Source organism: Veillonella sp. CHU594, assembly GCF_003992265.1.
GTDB lineage: Bacteria > Bacillota > Negativicutes > Veillonellales > Veillonellaceae > F0422.
Genome location: NZ_RQVB01000004.1, coordinates 105,733 through 129,946, shown reverse-complemented (window position 1 = coordinate 129,946; position 24,214 = coordinate 105,733). Strand labels below are relative to the sequence as shown.

20 protein-coding genes and 1 CRISPR repeat array are annotated in these 24,214 nt (G+C 38.5%); all 20 genes read right to left on the bottom strand.

The window, feature by feature from the left end; translation table 11 throughout:
• Positions 1-8: 8 nt before the first annotated feature.
• The gene (hypF, locus tag EO111_RS03740; protein WP_127010774.1) at positions 9-2,267 is read right to left on the bottom strand and encodes a carbamoyltransferase HypF; all 2,259 of its coding nucleotides are present in this window, start codon (positions 2,265-2,267) and stop codon (positions 9-11) included.
• A 29-nt stretch (positions 2,268-2,296) separates the two neighbouring features.
• Positions 2,297-3,691, bottom strand: coding sequence for a thioether cross-link-forming SCIFF peptide maturase (scfB, locus tag EO111_RS03735; RefSeq protein WP_126940888.1), 1,395 nt, complete (start codon positions 3,689-3,691; stop codon positions 2,297-2,299).
• A gap of 315 nt (positions 3,692-4,006) precedes the next feature.
• The gene (gene scfA / locus EO111_RS03730) at positions 4,007-4,150 is read right to left on the bottom strand and encodes a six-cysteine ranthipeptide SCIFF (RefSeq protein WP_009353042.1); all 144 of its coding nucleotides are present in this window, start codon (positions 4,148-4,150) and stop codon (positions 4,007-4,009) included.
• Between the two features lie 78 nt (positions 4,151-4,228).
• A complete protein-coding gene (locus tag EO111_RS03725; RefSeq protein ID WP_127010773.1) occupies positions 4,229-5,269 on the bottom strand; it encodes a metal ABC transporter solute-binding protein, Zn/Mn family in 1,041 nt (346 codons plus the stop codon).
• A gap of 127 nt (positions 5,270-5,396) precedes the next feature.
• Positions 5,397-5,996, bottom strand: a complete 600-nt coding sequence (locus EO111_RS03720; RefSeq protein WP_009353027.1) for an ECF transporter S component — start codon at positions 5,994-5,996, stop codon at positions 5,397-5,399.
• Positions 5,997-6,210: 214 nt separating this feature from the next.
• Positions 6,211-6,372, bottom strand: coding sequence for a hypothetical protein (locus tag EO111_RS03715; RefSeq protein ID WP_009353045.1), 162 nt, complete (start codon positions 6,370-6,372; stop codon positions 6,211-6,213).
• Between the two features lie 133 nt (positions 6,373-6,505).
• Positions 6,506-7,105, bottom strand: coding sequence for an ECF transporter S component (locus EO111_RS03710; protein WP_062401874.1), 600 nt, complete (start codon positions 7,103-7,105; stop codon positions 6,506-6,508).
• A gap of 213 nt (positions 7,106-7,318) precedes the next feature.
• Entirely contained in the window at positions 7,319-7,852 is a 534-nt protein-coding gene (gene gmhB, locus EO111_RS03705; RefSeq protein WP_127010772.1) for a D-glycero-beta-D-manno-heptose 1,7-bisphosphate 7-phosphatase, read from the bottom strand.
• Positions 7,852-8,817, bottom strand: coding sequence for an ADP-glyceromanno-heptose 6-epimerase (gene rfaD, locus EO111_RS03700; protein ID WP_127010771.1), 966 nt, complete (start codon positions 8,815-8,817; stop codon positions 7,852-7,854). The genes gmhB and rfaD overlap by 1 nt, the downstream gene beginning before the upstream one ends.
• Entirely contained in the window at positions 8,814-10,298 is a 1,485-nt protein-coding gene (locus EO111_RS03695; protein ID WP_127010770.1) for a PfkB family carbohydrate kinase, read from the bottom strand. Before EO111_RS03695 ends, rfaD begins: the two co-directional genes overlap by 4 nt.
• Positions 10,291-10,863 carry a D-sedoheptulose 7-phosphate isomerase gene (gene gmhA, locus EO111_RS03690; protein ID WP_127010769.1) on the bottom strand — a complete coding sequence of 191 codons (573 nt, stop codon included), beginning with the start codon at positions 10,861-10,863 and terminating at the stop codon, positions 10,291-10,293. Before gmhA ends, EO111_RS03695 begins: the two co-directional genes overlap by 8 nt.
• A complete protein-coding gene (gene nrdR / locus EO111_RS03685; protein WP_062401889.1) occupies positions 10,856-11,329 on the bottom strand; it encodes a transcriptional regulator NrdR in 474 nt (157 codons plus the stop codon). Before nrdR ends, gmhA begins: the two co-directional genes overlap by 8 nt.
• A gap of 11 nt (positions 11,330-11,340) precedes the next feature.
• Positions 11,341-12,258, bottom strand: a complete 918-nt coding sequence (locus EO111_RS03680; protein ID WP_127010768.1) for a DUF535 family protein — start codon at positions 12,256-12,258, stop codon at positions 11,341-11,343.
• Between the two features lie 153 nt (positions 12,259-12,411).
• Positions 12,412-12,861 (bottom strand): deoxyuridine 5'-triphosphate nucleotidohydrolase, encoded by a 450-nt coding sequence (locus EO111_RS03675; RefSeq protein WP_009353037.1) that lies wholly within the window; start codon positions 12,859-12,861, stop codon positions 12,412-12,414.
• A 12-nt stretch (positions 12,862-12,873) separates the two neighbouring features.
• Positions 12,874-14,943: a polyribonucleotide nucleotidyltransferase gene (locus tag EO111_RS03670; RefSeq protein WP_127010767.1), complete on the bottom strand. Its 2,070-nt coding sequence runs from the start codon at positions 14,941-14,943 to the stop codon at positions 12,874-12,876.
• Positions 14,944-15,451: 508 nt separating this feature from the next.
• Positions 15,452-15,875: a CRISPR direct-repeat array (repeat unit 28 nt; unit sequence CATTTACAGAATCACACTACTCTCAAAC).
• 277 nt (positions 15,876-16,152) lie between these two features.
• Complete coding sequence (gene cas9 / locus EO111_RS03665; RefSeq protein WP_127010766.1) at positions 16,153-20,283, bottom strand: type II CRISPR RNA-guided endonuclease Cas9; 4,131 nt, start codon at positions 20,281-20,283, stop codon at positions 16,153-16,155.
• Between the two features lie 509 nt (positions 20,284-20,792).
• Positions 20,793-21,488, bottom strand: a complete 696-nt coding sequence (locus EO111_RS03660; RefSeq protein WP_126940601.1) for a TVP38/TMEM64 family protein — start codon at positions 21,486-21,488, stop codon at positions 20,793-20,795.
• A gap of 27 nt (positions 21,489-21,515) precedes the next feature.
• The gene (locus EO111_RS03655) at positions 21,516-22,745 is read right to left on the bottom strand and encodes an aspartate kinase (protein ID WP_127010765.1); all 1,230 of its coding nucleotides are present in this window, start codon (positions 22,743-22,745) and stop codon (positions 21,516-21,518) included.
• A 271-nt stretch (positions 22,746-23,016) separates the two neighbouring features.
• Positions 23,017-23,412 carry a class II SORL domain-containing protein gene (locus tag EO111_RS03650; protein WP_062401911.1) on the bottom strand — a complete coding sequence of 132 codons (396 nt, stop codon included), beginning with the start codon at positions 23,410-23,412 and terminating at the stop codon, positions 23,017-23,019.
• 199 nt (positions 23,413-23,611) lie between these two features.
• Positions 23,612-24,145: a cob(I)yrinic acid a,c-diamide adenosyltransferase gene (cobO, locus tag EO111_RS03645; protein ID WP_062401913.1), complete on the bottom strand. Its 534-nt coding sequence runs from the start codon at positions 24,143-24,145 to the stop codon at positions 23,612-23,614.
• Between the last annotated feature and the right edge of the window lie 69 nt (positions 24,146-24,214).

The window sequence follows — 24,214 nt, the reverse complement described above, 5'->3', positions numbered from 1 at the left end:
AGTATCTCCTATCTATTCATATAATTTCCCAACCATAATTGTCCTAAAGCGATACCACCATCATTCAAAGGGCTTTGGTTAGGAATGTGGATATGGTACTCTTCTAATTCCCGTATCACTCCTTCTAGGAGAATGCGATTTTGGAATACTCCTCCACACAAGACAATATGCGAAATTTGTCGCTCCTTACAACATTGTTTCGCCATCTGTCCTATATAATATATCAAAGTTCTGTGAAAGTTTGCTGAGATTTTTGCTACACTTTCACCACATTCTAATTGTTCTATCACAGATCGTACTAAACTCATTGTATCTAATACCGTTCCGTCCAGCTTCATGTCTAGGATAGTGCCCCTCTCTGAAAGCGCCAGTTGTTCTAACTCGATAGCAAGTTGCGCATCATAGAGATGCTCATGGCCTACACCTAACAAAGACGCTACTGTATCGAATAAGCGTCCACCGCTCGAAGATCGTATCATCTGCATATGAGGCATCATTTTCTCTAATAGTTCCCATCCCTTTGGCAGTGTTTTCTTCCACTCTTCTATAACTGTGGGTCCCCCTGATGGATAGGTCTGATTCACATACCATAATGCTTGACGCCACGGTTCTCGTACTGCCACTTCACCACCTGGCAAAGGGGCATAACTCAAATGTGCCATACGTTCCATATGCTCTTGATGACAATATAAAAACTCACCGCCCCATAGAGTGCCATCTGTGCCATATCCTGTCCCATCAAAGCAAATACCTAACACTGGTTCCTGAATATTATACTCTGCCAGTACCGCTGCCACATGGGCATGATGATGCTGCACTTCTATGACAGGTAATTGATATTTCTCTGCATAGATTCTACCACACTGTGATGTGTAGTAATTCGGGTGGGCATCCACGATGACCTCTGTTGGTTGTAATTGAAATAAGTCTTCATAGCGCTTCGTTGTGGACCATAGCAAATCCTGTACTCGCTGATGCTCCATATCTCCCATGTAGGGGCTAAGGATAGCATGAGAACCTCGATTCATCGCAAATGCTGCCTTCATATCTGCACCCATAGCTAGCATAGTTGACCTCTTCTCTAATGCTACTACAGGAATGGATACAGGTACGTATCCTCGGCTACGGCGAATCATGATTGATGTATCATGCACCACTTGTACCACAGAATCGTCTACAGGAGAGATAATCTCCCGATTGTGAGTCAATATATAGTCTGCTATCCCCTGTAATTCTTCCAATGCCTGGGCATCATTATATAATACAGGATCACCACTTCGATTCGCACTAGTCATGACCCATAGAGCATTAAACGGTACTAAACTGTAGTGATACGGAGCATAGGGCAGCAAAATGCCTAAGGTTTCCATACCAGGAGCTACACTTGGTGCCACCGTATTATGCTCTGTTACCTTTCGCAACAACACAATAGGCCTTGCTGGGCTCAACAATAGTTCTTCTTCCTTTTCAGATATGTATACATACTGTTTTGCCGTTTCCAAGGATCCTGCCATGACCGCTAAGGGTTTTCTAGGCCGTCCTTTACGCTGACGCAAGGTTTGTACTGCATTTTCTTGTAACGCATCACAGACCAAATGATAGCCGCCTACACCTTTTAATGCCACAATGGCACCTTGTTGTATGTACTCTTTGGCTTGCTCTATGGCATCCTGTCCAGTAGCCAACACCATCCCATCTGTACCTTGTAATGTAAACATCGGTCCACACTGCTCGCAAGCATTAGGCTCTGCATGATACCGTCGCCCTTCTAGATCCTCATATTCCCCTTGGCACTCCTCGCACATAGGGAATGCTTTCATCGATGTTTTATGACGGTCGTAAGGAGTACTTTCAATAATCGTATACCGAGGACCACAGTTCGTACAATTTGTAAACCCATAGTGAAAGCGTCGATTCTCAGGGTCTTGTATATCTTGCAAGCATGCCTCGCAAGGTGCCATATCGGCGCCAATAAAGGCATTGCCCTTAGCACCTTGGGAAAGGATTATCGTAAACGAGTGCAATGATTGTACTGTGCTTGGTTCTACACGCAAAGTATCAATGCGTCCATGCATAGGTAACTCAGATTGCAATCGTTCTACAAATAGTTGGCAATCTGCATCTACACCTTGTATGTGTATTTCCACACCGCTCGTGTCATTTCTCACTGTCCCCACTAGTCTTAATTCATGGGCTAGTTTAGACACAAAGGGGCGGAATCCTATGCCCTGTACAATGCCTGTTACATGTATGGTGTATGCTTTCATAGAACCCGCCTCCCTTCAGTTATAAAATTTTAGTGATTTTCTTGTCGGATCCCCGCTGCATCCAGTTCAGCTTGGATCATAATAGCACATTCAATACGTTTTTTCTGTAATTTACATCCCATTTCGTATGGTGTGCTAAGATCTCCACCTAATGTTTCATTGTTCGCATGGCAACCGCCGGAGCAGAAGAATTTTGCCCAACAGTTGGCACATGTTTCTTTCGTAAATACGTGAGTATTTCTAAATTGTGTCGGTATGTCATAATTTTTCAAACCATCAAAGACCGTACCAATCACATAGCCATCCTTACCTACGTATTGGTGACATGGGTAAATATCTCCATTTGGTACAACAGCCATATACTCATGACCAGCTCCGCAACCACGTAAGCGTTTCGCCATACATGGTCCACGGTATAAATCCATACGGAAGTGGAAGAAGTTAAATTTCTCACCCCAACCTGCTAGTTGACGTTCTAAATATAAGTCTGCCAATTTTTCATATTCTTTTTCGATGATCGGCATATCCTCAGGACGTAACACATAAGCTCCATCTTCGCCAACCACTGGTTCCATAGACAAATGTTCAAACCCTAAATCTGACATAGCTTCTACATCTTTGCAGAAGTCCAAGTTATTATGTGTATAGGTACCACGTACATAATATTCACGGCCCTCACGCTGTTTAACAGCATTCACTAAGTTCTTCGCTACTGTATTGTAAGTGTCTTTGCCACCAGAACTTGGGCGCATACTATTATGCACATCTTCACGACCATCTAGGGACAGCACCAAACTCATGTTATGCTCATTCACATAATCGATTTTATCCTGTGTCAATAACATGCCGTTAGTGGTCAATGTCAATTTAAAGATTTTTCCATGTTTTTCTTGAATGGATTCAATGTATTCTACGGTTTGTTTCACTACATCCCAGTTCAACAATGGCTCACCACCAAAGAAATCGATTTCACAATGCTGGCGTGGACCACTCATAGAAATCAAGAAATCTACAGCACGTTTCGCCACGTCAAAACTCATTAATTCTCGTTTTACTCCGCCGTAATCACCTTGACTAGCGAAACAATACTTACAAGCTAAGTTGCAATCATGAGCAATGTTTAAGCAAAGAGCTTTTACAATTGGTTTTTCATCTACCACTAGTTTGAACTCTGCAGACATAGGAGCAAAGAGCATTTCCTCTTTGATGAGTTCATCTAACTCATCCATAATTTCATCTAACTCCGCTGCATCCTCTGTAGCATCTAACGCACTATGTACAGCATCACGGTTGGTACCGTTATAGATATCTAATACACGATCAATGAGCTCATCGATCACATGGATAATTCCACTATTTACATCCAATAGAAAGAACTTATCTTTCATTTTAAATTTATGAATCATCGGTTGTAATTCTAACATTCATACCTCCATTAACTTACTAAAGTCTACCGTATATTATATCACTTTATACTCGTAACGTATAGAAAGCTATCAATATAGAGTATACTTTTTCTAAAATTATAGTATGCAAAAAATTGTACTTTTGAAGTACAGATATTATAATTTAGCAAGCTAAAGACATAAAAGGGTTAGCATACAGAATCCCCCTAGATCTGGTACATCTAGGGGGATTTTTGTATGTTTTATAGTAACACTTTTAGTATAATCCTAGAAGTAATATAAAGCAAATAAGCTGCCCACCATATGGTGAACAGCTTATTGCTAATCGAATGATTATTTTTGTTTGCACACTTGGTTACCTACTGTACAGCTAGTTTTGCAAGCAGATTGGCAAGATGTTTGACATTCGCCGCAGCCGCCTGTTTTAGCAGTTTTTTGTAGGGATTCAGTGTTAATTGTACGAATACGTTTAGACATCTTCATTCCTCCTAAGCACAAACTTACTCTATTATATTATCATCTAATACCGTTTCAAGCAAGCAAAAGGCATAGGAATTAGTGAGCTAACGCTTCTTTCAATGTTTTAAGGTTTTCTTCCATGATGTCAAGGTATGTCACATTTTTTTGTGCTTGTTCTTCTGTTAAACCTTCTGCCGGGTTTAATACATACACTTTTACGCCAGTTTCAGCAGCGATAGCATTAGCCAATTTAGGGCTTACCAATTCTTCACTGAAGATTGCTTTTACATTATGTTCTTTGATGAAAGCCACGATATCTGCCATGCGTTCTGGTGTTGGTTCAGCATCTGGAGATACTCCCATAATACCCAATTGTTCAAAACCGTATGCGTTTGCTAAGTAACCAAATGCCATATGGCTAACTACTAAATGTTTGTCGTGTTGTGTTTTACCAAATTCTTCATATTTAGCATGCAAAGCTTGTAATTTTTCTTTGTATGCTTTGCCGTTAGCTTCATAGTATTTTGCATTCGTAGGGTCTGCTTTAGAGAAGGCTTCTACAACAGCATCTACTTCTTTAGCAACATTCATTGGATCTAACCATACATGTGGATCAAACTCGCCATGTTCATGTTCGTGCTCATGTTTATCTTCTTTTTGAGCTTTATTATGGTCATCTTTGTCGTCTTTATGATCTTTGTCATCTTTATGTTCTTTGTCATGGTCATGATCATGTTCGTCTTCATCTTCATCTGGAGCTGGCAACAAAGTAACAGATTTAGACAATTCTACAGGTTGCGCTTTTTGTAGCACATCTTTTTCTAAAATCTTTTCTGTTGGTTCCAAACCTGCACCACTATATAAGAACACTTTAGCAGTACCAATTTCTTTTAAATCTTTTGCAGTTGGATCCCAATCATGTGGTTCTGCTCCTGGAGGCACTAATAAAGTCACATCAACTTTGTCTCCCCCTACTTGTTTCGCTACATCATATACAGGGAACACGGTAGTAACGACCTTCATTTTTTCAGCTGGTGCTGCTTGTTTTGTATCACTGCCACACCCAGCAATACCTACTGCAGTAGCCACCATAGTAGCTCCTAGTACAAAATAGGTTAATCGTTTTTTCCAATTCATGAGTATACTCCTCCTAACACATAAAAAACAAGAAGTGATTAGTTTTTGCTAATTCACTTCTTGATTATATCCGATTTAAAAAATCCGTGCTTGAATGCATGAGCAGTCTATACACTCAATTTCATTATCATTTAAATTTCTTAATCACCGCAATTGCCACTGGTGTTACTACAGCTACCGCTAATAATGCTTCTGGAATACCATGAGACCATACAATACCCATCACCACATTAAATACGGCCTCTTGTGAAATATGTGTAGCTTTTGCAAATTCTACACCATAAATTGTGTAAATACCAGTCATCACAAGGATTGTATTAGTAGCTGTTCCCAAGAATGCAGCTAAGCCGATACGAATGGCTTTCACCTTAATTGGTACATACATATATACCAACGCTGCCACTAAACCGATCAACATTCTTGGCAATACAGAAATAATAGGATTCATAAATGCAAAGGATAAAATATTAGGCGCCATGTAAGCTTGTACCATACTGTACGCACCGAATAAGAAACCTACTGACATACCTACTTTAGGCCCTTCCACAACACCACCTAAGATAGTTGGGATGTGCAAGATAGTAGCACTAATTGGTGGAATTGGCACAAAGCCCCAACCTGTCATACCAAGTACAATGGTAATCCCTGCCAATAAACCAATAATCGTTAATTGACGTACCGTAAATTTTTGCGATGGCTGTGTTTGCAACGCTGTTTCTTTTTCCATGTTTTCCTCCGTTCTTATTCCCTTAGGATATAAGTCGAACCAATAATAAAAAAATGGAACTCAGTTCTGCTCTTCCTGATACAGACTATACAGTTAGTTCCTCGTATAGAGTAGTACAAAACAGCGCTTCTGTCAATCAAAAAATGTAACTTTTCTTACACTACAAGAAAACGAACACCTTATGAGGTGCCTCATACAAGTGTTCGTTCTACCATTACAGCCCCAACAATTTTCTGCCTTCTTCCCAAGCAAAGATAGGTGTTAAGAATGTCATTAAATTTTCTTCTTCAAATGGATAGGCACGCATGCCAATCGCTTCAGCAGCCTGTACATCAGAAGGTTTATCACCCACAAAGTAGATTAATCGTTTTTCCAATTCATGAGTATACTCCTCCTAACACATAAAAAAACAAGAAGTGATCAGTCTTTGCTAATTCACTTCTTGATTATATCCGATTTAAAAAATCCGTACTTGAATGCATGAGCAGTCTATACACTCAATTTCATTATCATTTAAATTTTTTGATGACAGCTAGTGCCACAGGTGTTACAACGGCTACTCCTAATAGTGCTTCTGGAATACCATGAGACCATGCAATACCCATCACCACATCAAATACAGCTTCTTGTGAAATGTGTGTTGCCTTTGCAAATTCTACACCATAGATTGTATAAATACCAGTCAATACAAGGATAGTACTTGTGACTTTTCCTAAGAAAGCGGCTACACCAATACGGATAGCTCTTACCTTAACTGGCAAGTACATATATACCAACGCTGCTACTAAACCAATCAACATTCTTGGTAATATAGAAATGATTGGATTCATAAACACGAAAGATAAAACATTCGGTGACATATACGCTCGTACCATACTGTAAGCACCAAATAAGAACCCTACTGACATCCCCACTTTAGGACCTTCTACGATACCACCTAAAAGGGTTGGAATATGCAAGATGGTCCCACTAATTGGTGGGATTGGCACAAAGCCCCATCCTGTCATGCCAAGTACAATCGTAATCCCTGCCAATAAGCCAATAATCGTTAATTGACGTACCGTAAATTTTTGCGATGGTTGTGTTTGCAACGCTGTTTCTTTTTCCATGTTTTCCTCCGTTCTTATTCCCTTAGGATATAAGTCGAACCAATACTAAAAAATGGAACTCAGTTCTGTTCTTCTTGATACAGACTATACAGTTAGTTCCTCGTATAGAGTAGTACAAATCAGCTATTCCGTCAATCATAAAATGTAACTTTTCTTACACTACAAGAAAACGAACACCTTATGAGGTGCCTCATACAAGTGTTCGTTCTACCATTACAGCCCCAATAGCTTTCTGCCTTCTTCCCAGGCAAAAATAGGCTCTAAGAATGTCATTAAGTTGTCTTCTTCAAATGGGTACGCACGCATGCCAATGGACTCAGCAGCCTGCGCATCAGATGGTTTATCACCGACTAGGAAGCTACCATCCACATCTACATTCCAGTCCTGAATTGCTTTCGTCAACATACCAGGATTTGGTTTGCGGCAATCACAGTCTTTCGTGTACTCTGCCACAGATCCTTCTGGATGATGTGGGCAGTAATAGTAGGCCAATACTTTCACACCTTCTGCCTCTAATCGGCGAGACATTTCTTCGTGTAACTGATGCACATCGTCTTCTGTGTAGTATCCGCGAGCCACTCCGCTTTGGTTTGTCACTACAATGATGTCATACCCACGGCGTTGTGCCTCTTGCATAGCCTCAATAGCACCTGGAATAAATTCCAATTTCGCAGGATCACTTAAATATCCTACATCTACATTAATAACTCCATCACGATCTAAAAATAATACCTGTCTAGTTTCCATTATTTTACATATCCTTCATTAGTCGCTAATAACTCACAATATTCATGAACTGCTTGTTTTAATGGTGTAAATCCTTTGTCATAGCCAGTTGCCAACAACTTCGTTGTATCAGCTTGGGTGTAGCATTGGTATTTACCTTTCAACACCTCTGGGAAGTCAATATAGCGAATAGAGCCTTTTCCCGCATAGGAAATAACTGCTTTCATAAATTCGTTGAACGTATGAGCATGACCCGTACCGCAGTTGAATACACCGCTAATTTCAGGATGTTCCCAGAAATAGAAGTTCACATTCACCACGTCATTCACATAGATGAAATCCCGGGTTTGCTCACCGTCACCATATCCATCGATGCCTTTAAAGAGTGTAATTTCACCAGTTTCCATCAATTTATAATACATTTGACGCACCAAAGATGCCATCTTATCTTTATGTGTTTCATTCGGTCCAAAGACATTAAAATAGCGCAAGCCTACACATTGAGATTGTAATTGGTTTCTAAATTTTGCTACATAGCGGTCAAATAGTAGTTTAGAATACGCATATGGATTTAAAGCTTGTTCGCAAGATGGGTCTTCGCGGAATCCATTAGTCCCATGTCCATAGGTGGATGCAGAAGATGCATAGATGAAAGGAACTCGACGTTCTTGGCAATAATGAAAGAGATTTTTAGATCCTTCATAGTTATTTTTCATCATATATCTACCATCATAATTCATAGTGTCTGCACAAGCACCTTCGTGGAATACCACTTCGATAGGTCCACAATCAAAGATATTTTGTTCTACCGCAGTATCAAAATCTTCATAATCGATATAATCTGCAAAATCCAACATTTCAATGTTGCGGATTTTACGACCATCCGTTAAATCATCAACAATCAAAATATCATTGCGACCTTTATTATTCAACTGTTTTACAATATTGGAGCCGATAAAGCCAGCACCACCAGTAACAATAATCATAGTTTTCCTTCCTCTATTAATCCTTGAATACGTTCAATGATTCCTGTTGTGGAATATCCCTCTTGGAACGGCAAGATTTGTACTTCCTCTACAAACTCCTTGCCAATGACGTCTTCTGGCTTATAATCTCCACCTTTAACCAATATATTTGGTCGCAACTGTGAAAGCACCTCTGCTGGCGTATCTTCTTCAAATAGAACCACACCATCTACAAAGCCTAAAGAGCTCATCAATAAGGCTCTATCTAGTTCATGATTGATAGGACGACTATCCCCTTTTAAACGACGCACAGAGCTATCTGAATTGAGGGCCACCACCAAATGATCACCCAGTGTTGCTGCCTCTTTTAAATAGGTCAAATGACCACGATGTAAAATATCAAAACAACCATTCGTAAAGACAACCACTTCACCACGATCTTGCCACAACCGTATCTTTTGGGCTAATGCATCTACAGAATAGACACTTTCTTTATCTTCTTTTTTTGCTTTCATAGAAGACAATAAATCTAATAATTCCTGACGGTGAATTGGATAGGTACCTACTTTGGATACCACCACACCTGCTGCTGCATTGGCTGCTACTAAAGCGGCTCGGATAGATAAGCCCGCAATTAATGTAGTGAGCATCATGGCCACTACCGTATCGCCGGCACCGCTCACATCGAATACATCTTGCTGTTTCGTTTCTGCATTGTGCCACACATTGCCATCTTTACGAACTAAGGTAATCCCTTTAGCAGAACGCGTAACAATGATAAAGTCTAGCTCCATGTTATCCAAAATATGACGTGCTGCTTTCACAACCGCTTCATCTGTGTTGGGCACTTCATAGCCTACAGCTTCACTGAGTTCCTTCACATTAGGAGTAATACAAGTAGCACCGTTATATTTTGACCAGTCAGAACCTTTCGGATCCACAATAGTCATAATGCCAGCAGCACGAGTTTTACTGAATACTTGACTTAACAAGGATGGTTGGCAAATACCTTTACCATAGTCAGAAATCACAAGGCCTTGCAATCCTTTGTGCAACAACTCATCTAGCCAAGTAAGGATAGCTGTTTCACTGGCACTGGACACAGGCTGATTCACTTCATAATCTAAGCGAATCATTTGCTGTTGTCCACCTAAGATGCGTGTTTTCGTGGTAGTCGGAATAGAATCTTCAGTAAAGACGCCAGTACTTTGGATACCATTATCTTCTAATAATTGGCGTACAATCTTACCATGTGCATCATCGCCAATACGAGATGCCATATGCACTTGGCAATCTAATTGAGCTAAATTATTTGCTACATTGGCAGCACCGCCTAACACTTCCGTTTCACGTTGCACTAAATTCACAGGCACTGGAGATTCTGGAGAGATACGACTTACATCGCCAAAAATATAGCGATCTAACATGCAGTCACCAATAACCCCTACTTGTAATTGTGGTAAATCACGAAGCAAAAACGATTGTAATGTACGATTAGGCATAGTCTTCTTCCACCAATTCACATAAAATATGACCAGCTAAAATATGCATTTCTTGAATACGGGCTGTCACTTTAGATGGCACTGCAAAAGTTAAATCGCATAACTCTGCCATCTTTCCGCCACCTTCACCAGTAAAAGCAAAGGTATGCATACCAATATTACGAGCAGATTCTACGGCTTTTACCACATTTTTACTATTTCCAGATGTAGAAATACCAATCAAAATATCTCCAGACCGGCCTAAGCCATCTACTTGTCGGGCAAATACTTCATCATACCCATAATCATTGCCTACAGCTGTCAAAATAGACGTATCTGTAGTCAATGCAATAGAAGCCAAAGAACGGCGTTCTTTTTGAAACCGTCCCACTAATTCTGCTGCTAAGTGCTGAGAATCTGCGGCGGAACCACCATTACCGCAAAATAAAATTTTATTGCCTGCTGCCAGCGCTGCCTTACAACGCTCCGCCATAGCTTCAATAACACCCATCACTTCATAGGTAGCACTCAATGTGTCTACATGATCTGAAAAGCGGGCACTAATAACTGGATGTAACTCACTCATGTGTTGTATCCTTTCCATGATTGTCCAATAATTCGTGTAATTCTTTTAAAAAACTTTCTACATTATTAAATTGTCGGTAGACAGAGGCAAATCGCACATAGGCAACTTGGTCTACATCTTTCAACAAGGACAATACAATTTCACCAATTCGCTCCGTAGTCACTTCTTGCTCTACTTCCATGCGAATTTGTTTTTCTGTTTCATTTACAATCGATTCCAATTGATCTGTGGAAATGCCTCGTTTACTACAAGATCTCCACAAGCCATTCATCAATTTAGATCGATCAAATAATTCTTTTTTCTGATCTCGTTTAATCACCATGATCGGTAAATCTTCAATGACTTCATAGGTCGTAAAGCGTTTTCCGCAGCTCATACATTCCCGACGGCGACGAATATTATTATCATCCGTAGACCGTGAATCTGTCACTTTAATTTCATCATGATGACAATAAGGACATTTCATACCGTATCCTCCTATTGGTTGCGCAAGAAGGTCTTTCCTTGCTGTTGAACTTCTTCTATAAAAGTATCTAACATTTCATAGCGTTTGCGATACATATTTCGTTTATGTGTTTTCGCTGTTTCGTAGGTTTTCCGTTCCTCTTCTAAAGGAATCACAAAGAATCGAGAGTCTTGTTCCCATACGTGACCGCCTAATTCTTCCCAAAAGTCATCAAATTTCACTAATTTATGACGATTGAAACGAATCAAATGCGTATTCGTATAGAACCCTTCATCGGACACTGCATACAAGGTCTCAATACCTAAGCAAGTGGCTAATTGGCGTAATAGAAAAAACATAAAATTTTTAGGACGATAGCCATGCATTGTTTTCGTTAGCTTCTTCGCCTTATCTAAGCCCTCTTTATATCCTTGTATAGTACCAACCCAAATACATGGTTGTCCCGATGGATCCACACCTAATCGGAAGTTGATATGATAAATTCCATCCCCTTCGTAGGTTAAGAGCAAACTAAGTAAGCCTTCTTTCCGTTGACCAGTCATAAAACGTAAGGTCGCCTCTAAAGCTAATTCTTCAGAATGCCATAATCGAATGCCGCTTTCAGAGGGACTGTACAAGGATCGAATCGCATCGTCTGTCACATATTTCGGTAGCATATCAAAATGTTGTGTAATACAGGTTAATCGTTCTTGGGCTGTAGATTCTTTGTAGAAGAATACACGATTAATAATCTCCCAAATACCCTCTTGATCTTGTAACAAATTTGGATAGCTATGATAGTGTTCAAAATAGGCTTCCAATTGTTTCAACTGAGATTTATTTTTATAGGAACGGGCAGTGAATAAAAAAATACGTCGTTTTTCACGCCAGCTATGGTATCCATATATTCTTTTACCTAATTCCCATTGTTGCTTTGCATATGTAAACACGGTACATCCTCCTTAGGATAGACTATATCAAACTATATTATACTCCATTTCAACAATGAAATTCAATGATATGCAAAAAACTAGAGAGTTCTAAGACTAAGCCTTAAAACTCTCTAGTGAAAGAAATGTGGTTACATTCCTTAGTATATGTTGTTATTTACTGCCTGTGCTACCAATACCACCAGTACGAATACCGCGCGCATCGTCATCATTAGTCAGTAAGTATTTGGAGAAGATACCTTGTGCTACTCGTTCTCCTTTTTCTAAGGCAACGGGAGCGTCTGTAATGTTATACACAGCAATCATAATATGACCTTCGTTATCTTCATTGTTATAGTAATCAGAGTCAATAATCCCTGTACTATTGGTAAGCATCAAACCTCGTTTGATAGCCATGCTTGAGCGAACGTGGATCGCTAAATATTCATCATAATGCATGAACGCTTTCAATCCTGTAGGAATCAATACTGTTTCCTTAGGGCCTACTACAACAGATTCTGCACATTCAATATCATAGCCTGCACTTTCAGAAGTCTTACGCTTCGGTAAATTGATACCTTGTCCTTCAAAGGCAGAAACTACTTCAAATCCACGAATATCCATAGTGCACCTCAATTATTTTAATAGCTCTTTGCGGGACAAATTGATACGACCTTTGTCATCGATTTCGATAACTTTAACCATAATTTCATCGCCTACATTGACTACATCTTCTACTTTTTCTACACGTTCTCTTGCTAATTGAGAAATATGAACTAAGCCTTCTTTACCTGGCAATACTTCTACAAAAGCACCAAAATTCATCAAACGAGTGACTTTACCCATGTACACTTCGCCTGCTTCTACTTCTTTTGTCAAGTTCGTAATGATTTGGATTGCTTTTTCAGCCGCTTCTGCTTCTACTGCAGCAATGGAGATAGTGCCATCATCTTCGATGTCAATTTTAGCACCAGTTTCTTCAATAATGCCACGGATAACTTTGCCACCTGTACCGATAACGTCACGGATTTTGTCTGGATCAATTTTCATCGTTACGATGCGAGGAGCCCATTTAGACATTTCTTCACGTGGTGCTTGGATAGCTTCCATCATTTTACCCATGATGTGCATACGACCTTTGTGAGCTTGCGCTAATGCTTCTTCTAAGATTTCACGAGATAAACCGGAAATTTTAATATCCATTTGGATGGCAGTCACACCTTTTGTAGTACCTGCTACTTTAAAGTCCATATCACCTAAAGCATCTTCCATACCTTGGATATCTGTTAGGATTGTATAATGTTCATCTTGTGTTACAAGACCCATTGCTACCCCAGCTACTGGCGCTGTAATAGGCACCCCTGCATCCATCAAGGATAAAGTGGAACCACATACGCTGGCCATGGAGCTAGAACCATTGGATTCTAATACTTCAGATACTAAACGCATAGCATATGGGAATTCTGCTTCTGTTGGAAGAACTGCTAATAATGCTCTTTCAGCCAACGCACCATGACCAATTTCACGACGTCCAGGACCACGAGAGGAACGAGTTTCCCCTACGGAGAAAGATGGGAAATTGTAATGGTGAATATATCGTTTTTCTGTATCTAAACCAATGCCATCGATGGTTTGTTTTTCAGACAATGGAGCCAAGGTACAAATGTTTAATACTTGTGTTTGACCACGTGTGAACAAGCCAGAACCATGCGTACGTGGCAATGCGTTAACGCGACAAGAAATAGGGCGAACTTCATCTAATTGACGGCCATCTGGACGGATTTTTTCTACCGTAATCATATGACGTACAATTTCTTTCACCATTTTTTCTAATGTAGCGTAAATATCGCCTGCTTGTTCTGGGAATTGTTCCGCAAAATGAGCCAATACTTCTTCAAATACAGCTTGTTGTTGCTCTTCACGTTGCACTTTATCAGCACAGCGTACAGCTGCATCTAATTTGTCATGTGCATAGACACGAACTGCTTCTGCCACTACTGGATCTACTTCTTTAATTGGGAATGTGCGTTTCGCATGTCCAATTTCAGATACCATAGTTTCTTGGAAAGCTACGATGTTTTTGATTTCTTCGTGAGCCGTCATGATCACTTCTAAGATGATATCTTCAGGAATTTCATTCGCTTCCCCTTCTACCATCAAGATCGCATCCTTCGTACCAGCTACTACCATATTTAATGTAGTTGCTTCTAATTGTGCTTTAGTTGGGTTCACCACAATATTGCCATCTACAAGACCCATGCGCACACCAGCGATAGGACCTGCCCATGGAATATCGGAAATAGATAATGCCGCAGAAGCACCAATCAATGCACAGATTTCAGGTGCATGGTCATGATCAACAGATAATACAGTAGCTACTACATGTACTTCATTACGGCTACCCTTATCGAATAAAGGACGGATTGGACGGTCAATCAAACGGCTATTCAAAATAGCAGACTCTGGTGGACGTGCTTCACGTTTAATAAAACCACCTGGGAATCTACCAACAGCATACATTTTTTCTTCGTAATCTACTGTTAATGGGAAAAAGTCAATATCTTTTGCCTCTTTAGATGCCGTTGCTGTAACCAATACAACCGTATCGCCATATTGTACTAATGCAGAACCACTTGCTTGTTTTGCTAACTCGCCAGTTTCGATTGATAACGTGCGACCAGCAAGTTCCATTTGGAATCGATTCATTCCATGCCTCCTGTTTAATTCTTTATCCTTAAAAATCTTTATAGTTGTTATTATACACGAGTGGAGAGGGAAATACAATTTACTGATAATGGTTCGTGAAAGTTTATAAAAAAAAGATTAGACTGTGTAATCCCAGTCTAATCTAGCCTCTCAAATATTCAAACGTATCATTTTCATAAAAAGCATGTTTGGCATTCTTCATACTATAAACATACTATTAATTTAACCTTTATACATGCACAAGTTACATGTGGTTACTCACATAATTAAAAGATTGAGATATTTACAGAATCACACTACTCTCAAACCACACTTTCAGCTAAAGTTTAGAAGCTTACTATATAGCAAAACACGTAAACTTTATATGTATTTAGTTGATACCTTTTGGAAATATATATCAGCTACTGATAGTATATCATATTTTTGAAAAATATTTGATAGTTATTATTAACATTTAATTACTTATAAGTAAAGAGTATGGCTATACCCTAGAGAGTTTAGTTTAAAATATTTACAGAATCACACTACTCTCAAACTTTTTGCGATGCCTACAGGGATGCATTGTTGTTTGAGACATTTACAGAATCACACTACTCTCAAACATGTACACGGTGTACCATATGCACCTCTGCGTTTGAGACATTTACAGAATCATACTACTCTCAAACAACTATGCCAACTCGTGCCAACTCTTCCTCGTTTGAGACATTTACAGAATCACACTACTCTCAAACTAAGGATCCACCAGCATTACCTTTCATCATGTTTGAGACATTTACAGAATCACACTACTCTCAAACTAGCTCTGGCGTGACAATTGGATTATATGAGTTTGAGGCATTTACAGAATCACACTACTCTCAAACCGTCCCTACCGCCAATTTTGATTGCGATGCGTTTGAGGCATTTACAGAATCACACTACTCTCAAACAATATCTTGTAACCCATATGAACCTGAAGATATACATAGAATACATAGCTGTTTCGCTAATATAGTACTAAAAAACAACTGCACCTCCTCTAGGTCTAAATACAAATCTATATTCATAATTACGAATACATCTGGATCTAATAATTCATGAACAATATCGATAGTTGAATCCTGATAAAATAGTTTCACAGGACTATCACTCTTTCTGTTGTATCTAGCACTTCATCAAGTTTTGATTGCTTAGTGATAACTACCGTGCGCCAACTCATAGTGTCTCCTATTTTATTTTAATTTCTTGTTCATATAAGCCTGTGATAGATGTTGTAATAACGCTAAATTGTTCCGTATTAGATATATTAATCCCCAGTGTAGAACGAGAACTAGTCATGCCAATTTTTGTAATATCTCGTTTTGTTTTAAAGTTCGTTAACACATTCAACACTTCCAATAGCACACTAGCTTGGTCCTCTAAAGATAATGCTATGAATGTATCAAAGCCAACTGTTCGAAACTCTTCTAATTTATTTCCTTTCATCTTAGAAAATAGAGGCGTATCAAGTTTTTTTAACAACTCTTGATATAAGGCAATATTTTGTTCTTTACTAACTGTAACTTCTTTATGGTTATAAGATGTTTTTATATTCTCAATACGGAATGTTTTTGAGTTTTCTATCTTTTTAATAGCTACTTTTTCTAGCAATTTAATATATACACTCGATGTTATATCCATTACCACATCAACCGCACTATCGACAGAAACATTAGATCCTGTTTTACCACCCATATAATAAGTAAAACCATTAATATTTACTTTACTACCAATATATAGTCCTCGATATAGTATTTGGATATCTACCACTGATGCAGGTTTTTTACAAGTAGATAAATATGCCTCTTCTATTGCCTTATGAATATCTTTCTTACCTGCTATATAAAGTGGTAAGGAAAATATTTCAATTCGATCTTGGTCCGAAGTATCCCTGATATTCAAAATAATATATTCAGAAATGGTAATCGATGTTCTTCCGCCATATTTTTCCACATCTCTTACACGTTCATCAGATGATTTCAATGGCAGATATACACCACGTTTAGCGATTCCTTTTTTATATATAGTTTCATCAGATAGACCACCTTTTTGAGGTACCGCCCGTTGTGTAACACGTACATCATTACTTTTCATCATCTTTTTCACTATTTCCATATGAATATTAGGATCCCAGATCACCTTCTTAGATTCTTCTGTTAATTTAATTTCATATTCAAACATTTTTGTTAAATTATAGGTACGATGTGTCCCTTTTTGTTTAGCAAAGGATAAAAAGTTTTTTGTAAACTTTTCATGATACACATTGCCTACTACGATATTTAGGTATGCATCTTTTGCATGATGATGGTGATTAATAGAGCGCACTTTTACAAAGCCATAATCACGTCTAAAATCAGATACATTTTCTGCTTTAGAAAATACTACTTCTGTCTCTGGATACAGTTGATGTAATAAAGTAGTAACCGTCTTAACAGACTGATTCGTAGATACCATCTGACGATTTATAAACTGATTGAGTTCCTCATCGGTTAAGTCTGTTGTACGAACTAAACGATCATATTTCTTTTCGGAAATAAATCCCCTATCCCATAATAATTTCCAAAATCCTTTTTGCTTAGATTGAATAGCCGATAAAATGGGAAACCGGTCTGTTTTCTCTGCATTTAATTGTTTTTCCACTAACACAATATTATGCCAACTGTCATCCTTTGTTAAGCTACGCGGATATATATGGTCGATATCATACTTATCTGTAAACAATTCATGAATATCGATTCTACGGCCAGAATACATACAACGTCCCATTTGTATAAAGTATAAGTATAGCTTTTTACTATTCAGAGCAGAATCTTCTTTAGATTCCAATTCTTGTTGCAAAACATGTACATCTTCATCTTTAATTTGTTTATATAACTCTTCCAACAGTGCTTTTCTAGACTGAGTCCGTTTTTTATCCGCTTTATTTGTGCGAGCTACTTCTACAAATATTTTCTTTGGTAGTTCTTTACGTATAGATACGATCTCATCAAGGATGCGCAATGTTTGCCATACGCTACGTTTTACCATCGGCGATAAGGATAAATCTTCTAACATTTCAAATGCTGTCTTTTCTTTCGCCCCCAATACGTTTGTCACATATTCTTGGACCACATCAATGAAAGAATAAGAAGAGCTCAATAGTTGCATCAAATTTTCCTGCCCCTCACGCATATGCTCAATGATAGTACCTGCTTCTGCATCGTCATCATTCTTTTTCATACCCCAAATATCGGACAAGAATTTTTTAGACAATCTACCCCAACCTGTATAGGTAAGTTTCCCTAATTTTTTAATTTGTTCTGTAGTAAGACGATCTCCATAATAGTTTTTCAACACTTGTCGCAACATATCTTTACTTTCACCAAAGATAGTGATATATCGAATGATATCTTCTGCCATGGCATAGTCAAAATGTTCCCCTAGGATACGAGTCATGTCTCTGTGGGATGTTAACTTCGTAGCAATCTGTTGGTCCATGCCTGTGATGATAGGCGGTTGTGACACATAGTTATTATCTACTAAATATTTTGCCACCACTTTTTTCGTAGCTGTTTTACTATCTTGCAAGGATATAAAATGGTCTCGGATAAATGCTTGTTTCACATCTGCAGGTAATGGTTTATCGTTGACACGAATATTGTTCAATTCATTCAGCAACGAAAACTCCGCATAGAGCAAGGAATATTTAGGTAACACATCTTGGTCGATTAAATAGGTACATTTGTTAGTTAAGTTTTCAATGAATTTAACCGCCGATGCTTGGACGTCAACTTTTTGTTCAAAGTTCCATGGCAATACTTGTCCTGCTTCTTTACGGACAACCCAAGCAAAACCACCATTTTCAATGGAGTGTGTTGGATTCAATGGCCCCACATAATACGGGATTTTAAATTCTAAGATAGATATAATTTTATCCGCTACCGTCAATCCATCTTCTACTTCATTTAAAAATGGGAAGTTTAGCTTTGCTTTTTCTAGAATGCGTACTAATTCTTCTTTATGCAGTTGATAAGGTACTACTCCATTTTTACTGATTCGTTGAAGTGGTAAAAATGTTCCTTCTTCTAGTTTCTGCACTATACGCCTTGTATGTTCTGTTTCTGGTAATACGGAGAGTACTTTTCTAACATACTTATAAAACGCTTCTTGTGTTGTAGAGGTATTACCATTCACACCTTGCTTAATATATTTAACGTAATTTGTACCTTTATCTATATCTACAACAAACATGTCATCATATAATTTTTTATCCTCTTTCAGCACAGATTTTAAGAGCCCTAGATCATCTTTATGTTGATCATAGGATTCTATTTTTGCCTCTGACAAAGATTGTCCAGGCTTTATAATAGAGCTAATCACAATGATATCGTGTAAAACCTTACATTGATCAACAATTACAAATCGGTCTCCCCAGGCATCTTCATAAGCATCCCGTACATCCTCATAGATACCTTCATGTAAATTAATAGTCTTAAATTCTTTTTCTTCTGGAAGTATTACTTCTATATCCTCATCTGTAAATAGATTGACCAAATTAGCTTTCAAGCCCATGATGAGATAAGCCCAAGCTTTTAACCTGTTTTTTTCTACACTGGATAATTTTTTTCCTTGTGCAATCAACGGCTCTATCTGCTTTACCTTTTCACTTCGTGCAATACCTCTATCTAGCACTAAATTGGCTATAGACTGGAGCACACTTGCATCCTCCACATAGCTTCCAAAACCTAGTTCTTCTAAAGTAGATCTAAGAACTGAATAAATCTCTCCATCTACAGAAAATTCTTTTTTCCCATACAAAAAGTTTCCCCGATATTTTAAGATATGATGAATCGCCAAAAATAACAAACGAATATCTTTCGTGCCTTCTGTCATCAAATGATGGCGCAAATGATAGATGGTTGGAAATTCCTTGTAGTAATCCACATCTGTGTAATTCTTGTCTATGAATAATGTATATTTTACTAGATTTGTTTTATCTTCTACATGGTATTTTGATTCATGAAGACGCATGAAAAATGTTTCATCTACAGCATTTATTTCTTTAGAAAACAAAGACTCTAGTAAAATCAATCGAAACTTTCGACGTTGCAGGCGACGACGAGCAGACCGTTTCATACGTGTATCAACAGCTGTTTGTGCCTCTGCAAACAGTCTAGATCCCCACATTTTATGAGATTTAAATTTCAATAACTCATACTTCTCATTTGTTACAGCCCAACCAACAGAGTTTGTACCAATATCGAAACCAATAAAATAATTTCCTCTTTTGAAACCTTTATGCGTGCAAATCTGATCCTTGTATTTGTCAAAATCACTCATTGTACTTCTCCTTTTCCATACAACATAACCGGCCTCACACAATACAACTGTAAGTATTCTTTACCATACCTTAAAATGAATATTGCCATATATTATTTAACTTCATTATACTACTAAAAAATCCTTGACTCCATATCTTTTTCTGTATACAATAAAGGTGTCTCAAGGAGTTGAGACATTTACAGAATCACACTACAAGTTCAAATACGAATTTATTTTCATCGCCCTTGGGGCACCCTCTGTGGGTACTTAACTCAATTCATTAAGAATTGAGTTTTTTATTATCCTTCTTTTAAAGCACGATACCATACATAGATTATATTACGTTATACTAACGACTAAACAAAGTATCATAAGACCGAAAAAAGGAACGTTGATCAAACAGTATCAACGTTCCTTTTTATATATTTACTCGTATATTAAGATCATAGATTGTCCTAGTAAATACCTCACTGTCTCAAACAGTGAGATACGCCAATCCTACAAATAGAAGGAGGCATCATTTTATATTACCGCTGTTTAGCCCACCGTTGGTATCCTTTCCACAACAGGAAATAGATAACCGTAGCAACGAGCACCACTACTGCCAATCGTCCTAGATTATCTTGTAACAGCACCGTATCGTGACCCACAACCACTTCTAGCGCGGTAGATGGAAACTTACCAATCAAGTTCGCAATGATGTAATCCCGTAAGGAGATTTGACTAATGGCTCCTAAGGCTGTGATGATTCCACTTGGAAAATATGGAATAGATCTAGCAAAGAGCATCATAACTAAACCATTTTTACCACTAAAGTCATCTACTTTCAGTAAAAACTCGCTCTTTTCAATGACCTTATGTGCCGTATCTCGCAAAATGTAGCGCATAATCATAAAACTAAGCACCACACCTACAGTCTCTGCTAACCAAGAAATAATAATCCCCGGCACCACACCAAATAACAAGCCATTGGCTGTAGAAAAGAAGATGGATGGTAAAAATCCCAATGCATTGATGAGCACATCCAGAGCAAAGCTTATCACCATGGCCCATGGCCCATAGGATTGTAATACCTCTGCCATGCGTTGTACATCACCAGAAAGGATTAATTCCCACATATCATCATAGAAACCTGGAACAAGGACGTACACTAGAAGACCCAGTGCTACTAATCCGCTTAACAACCCTAGTTGTATATACCGTTCCTTTTTCTTATCATTCATTCCTATACCTTCTTTTCTAATTGTTACTTAACCTCTGCCGTCTAAAATTAATTTATCGTGAATAGCTCGTACAGCTGTTTTAATATGTTCCTCTCCGATAAGGCAGGAAATACTGATTTCAGATGTACTGATAATCTCGATATTCACACCTTCATCAGATAAAATACCAAACATTTTTGCTGCTACACCTGGTTGTCCCAACATACCAGCACCGATGATGGAAACTTTTGCCATATTTTCATTAATTACACATTCTTCGATAGACATGGATTGACCAAGCTCTTCAAGTACTTGCTTCGCTAAATTCACATCATCACGTATAATGGTAAACACGATATCCGTGCGCTTGTCATCTGTAGTGCGAATACTTTGTACGATCATGTCTACATCAATGCTCTTATTTGCCAACGCTTGGAATACTTGATGCGCCACACCCGGTACATTTTCTACACCTACAAGACTTACTTTTGCTACATTTGTATCATCTGCAACGCCTGTAATAGCGTATTGATTTGCTTTCATTGTATACTCCTCTCGAATTATCGTGCCTTCTTCATCACTGAAAGTAGATCGTACATGAATTGGCACCCCATACCGATGTCCCATTTCGACCGCTCTTGGTTGCATAACCCCTGCTCCTAAGCGGGCCATTTCTAGCATTTCACCATAGGTGATTTCTTTCAATTTCACGGCTCCTGGTGCCACTCGTGGATCTGTGGAGTATACCCCATCTACATCTGTAAAGATTTCACATACATCGGCTTTCATAGCGCCTGCTAATGCTACGGCTGTTGTATCAGAACCGCCACGACCCAATGTAGTAATGTCCCCAGCTTCCGTCATGCCTTGGAAACCCGCCACAACCACAATGTTACCGGCTTCTAAAGCATCTAGCACACGTTTCGGTTCAATATCTAAAATACGTGCTTTACCAAAGGTATCGCTAGTCGCAATCCCAGCTTGCTCACCTGTCATAGACACCGCTGCATGACCTTTTGCTTGGAATGCTAATGCCATCAATGCAATCGTCACTTGCTCACCGGTGGACAAAAGACGGTCCATTTCACGGCCATACGGCATAGATGTGACTTCTTTCGCCAAGCTCACCAAGTCATCTGTTGTATCGCCCATAGCTGAAACAACAACCACAACACGATCATCTGGTTGTTTGTCGCGCAACACGCGATTTACAATGTTAAATATTTTTTCAGGTGTCGCTACAGAGCTACCACCAAATTTTTTCACAATTAATGCCACTGCAATCCCTCATTTATAAGATACAAAGTATAAAATAATATCTATATTAATCTACCATACTACGCTACTAAAGTAAAGGATTTTTGTAATATTTTACTATTTTTATCATACATTTGTCTTTTTAAGGTAGATATTTCTATATATATTTTTACTATATTATACAACAGTCTATGCCTATACAAATTCTATACGTAATAATAAAGGACTGTCATCCCTTACTAGGGGTAACAGTCCTTATCATAATCAATTCAGTTAGATGTCTAATCCAAAATTAGCCTTCTACTACGATATCTTTTTCAGATTCCCATAAGCCGTGGATGTTGCAGTAAGAAGTTGCAATCAAACGACCAGATTTTTTGAAAGATGCAGTAACAACACCTGCTGCTTCCGCATGTACAGGACCTTCGTTAGCACCTGTAGGAGCTTCACCATGTACATTGAACTCAAGACGAGCTACTTCGTAAGGAAGTTGTGTACCTTCTTCTACATAGTACAATTTGATCCAAGAAATATGATGTTCTACAGTGTTAGGATGAGCAATTTCTTTACCCACTTCTAATTCGATTACAACGCGTTCGCCAACTTTAACAGTGTCAGGTGCTGTGATTACTGGAACGTGTTTTTCTGTTGCAAATTCAGCTGTTTTTACATAATTTGTGATAGCCATAGGTATAACCCCCTTGAATTAATATCATATCCAAACATGGAAACCTTTCCATGTAAAGCACTAAATTAGTACACTATTATTGTACTTGTTTTTCTTCACTTACGCAAGAACTATTTTTAAGATTTTCGATGTGGTTTTTGCATACCCCTTTTATTTTATGCAACATCCAGTAGTCAATCATACACTTAGATTACCAAAGTTAAAATTCTATGCCACGCTTTGCTTTAATCCCTTGTTGATAGGCATGTTTGATAACTTTCATTTCCGTTACCGTATGCGCCAATTCAATAATCTCTGGGCGTGCATTTCGACCTGTTAAAATCATGTCTAAGTTCTCTGGTTTTGTTTTGAGTAAATTCACTACTGTCTCTACATCTACTAAGCCATAATGAATAGCATAATTGATTTCATCAAGGATAATCAAATCCCATTGACCAGACTTCACTTCTGTTTCCACCATAGCCCACGCTTCTTTTGCTGCTTGTTGATGTTCCTTCATTTTTTCTTCTGATTCATCTTGCTTATGAAAGATGAACCCTTTTCCCATGGATCGAATCTCTACAGTTGGTAGTAATGCAATGCCTGCTAATTCACCATAATTAGCACCACTTTTGATAAATTGTAAAATAAGTACCCTTCTGCCACATCCAGCTGAGCGTAGTGCTACACCTAAAGCTGCTGTTGTCTTGCCTTTTCCATCTCCTGTATTGACTAAGATTAAACCTTCACCCATCTGTCTCTCCACCTTTCTTAGGATATATGGAAATCCCATGCCAAAGCACAGGATTCCTAATGATTGTAT

Coding starts and splice junctions, on each gene's coding strand:
- hypF (WP_127010774.1), bottom strand. CDS start 2,267: ATGAAAGCATACACCATACATGTAACAGGCATTGTACAGGGCATAGGA.
- EO111_RS03675 (WP_009353037.1), bottom strand. CDS start 12,861: ATGGATATTCGTGGATTTGAAGTAGTTTCTGCCTTTGAAGGACAAGGT.
- rfaD (WP_127010771.1), bottom strand. CDS start 8,817: ATGATTATTGTTACTGGTGGTGCTGGCTTTATCGGCTCCAATATTGTA.
- nrdR (WP_062401889.1), bottom strand. CDS start 11,329: ATGAAATGTCCTTATTGTCATCATGATGAAATTAAAGTGACAGATTCA.
- EO111_RS03660 (WP_126940601.1), bottom strand. CDS start 21,488: ATGAATGATAAGAAAAAGGAACGGTATATACAACTAGGGTTGTTAAGC.
- cobO (WP_062401913.1), bottom strand. CDS start 24,145: ATGGGTGAAGGTTTAATCTTAGTCAATACAGGAGATGGAAAAGGCAAG.
- gmhB (WP_127010772.1), bottom strand. CDS start 7,852: ATGGAAACTAGACAGGTATTATTTTTAGATCGTGATGGAGTTATTAAT.
- scfB (WP_126940888.1), bottom strand. CDS start 3,691: ATGTTAGAATTACAACCGATGATTCATAAATTTAAAATGAAAGATAAG.
- EO111_RS03670 (WP_127010767.1), bottom strand. CDS start 14,943: ATGAATCGATTCCAAATGGAACTTGCTGGTCGCACGTTATCAATCGAA.
- EO111_RS03710 (WP_062401874.1), bottom strand. CDS start 7,105: ATGGAAAAAGAAACAGCGTTGCAAACACAACCATCGCAAAAATTTACG.
- EO111_RS03720 (WP_009353027.1), bottom strand. CDS start 5,996: ATGGAAAAAGAAACAGCGTTGCAAACACAGCCATCGCAAAAATTTACG.
- EO111_RS03695 (WP_127010770.1), bottom strand. CDS start 10,298: ATGCCTAATCGTACATTACAATCGTTTTTGCTTCGTGATTTACCACAA.
- cas9 (WP_127010766.1), bottom strand. CDS start 20,283: ATGAGTGATTTTGACAAATACAAGGATCAGATTTGCACGCATAAAGGT.
- EO111_RS03650 (WP_062401911.1), bottom strand. CDS start 23,412: ATGGCTATCACAAATTATGTAAAAACAGCTGAATTTGCAACAGAAAAA.
- gmhA (WP_127010769.1), bottom strand. CDS start 10,863: ATGAGTGAGTTACATCCAGTTATTAGTGCCCGCTTTTCAGATCATGTA.
- scfA (WP_009353042.1), bottom strand. CDS start 4,150: ATGTCTAAACGTATTCGTACAATTAACACTGAATCCCTACAAAAAACT.
- EO111_RS03725 (WP_127010773.1), bottom strand. CDS start 5,269: ATGAATTGGAAAAAACGATTAACCTATTTTGTACTAGGAGCTACTATG.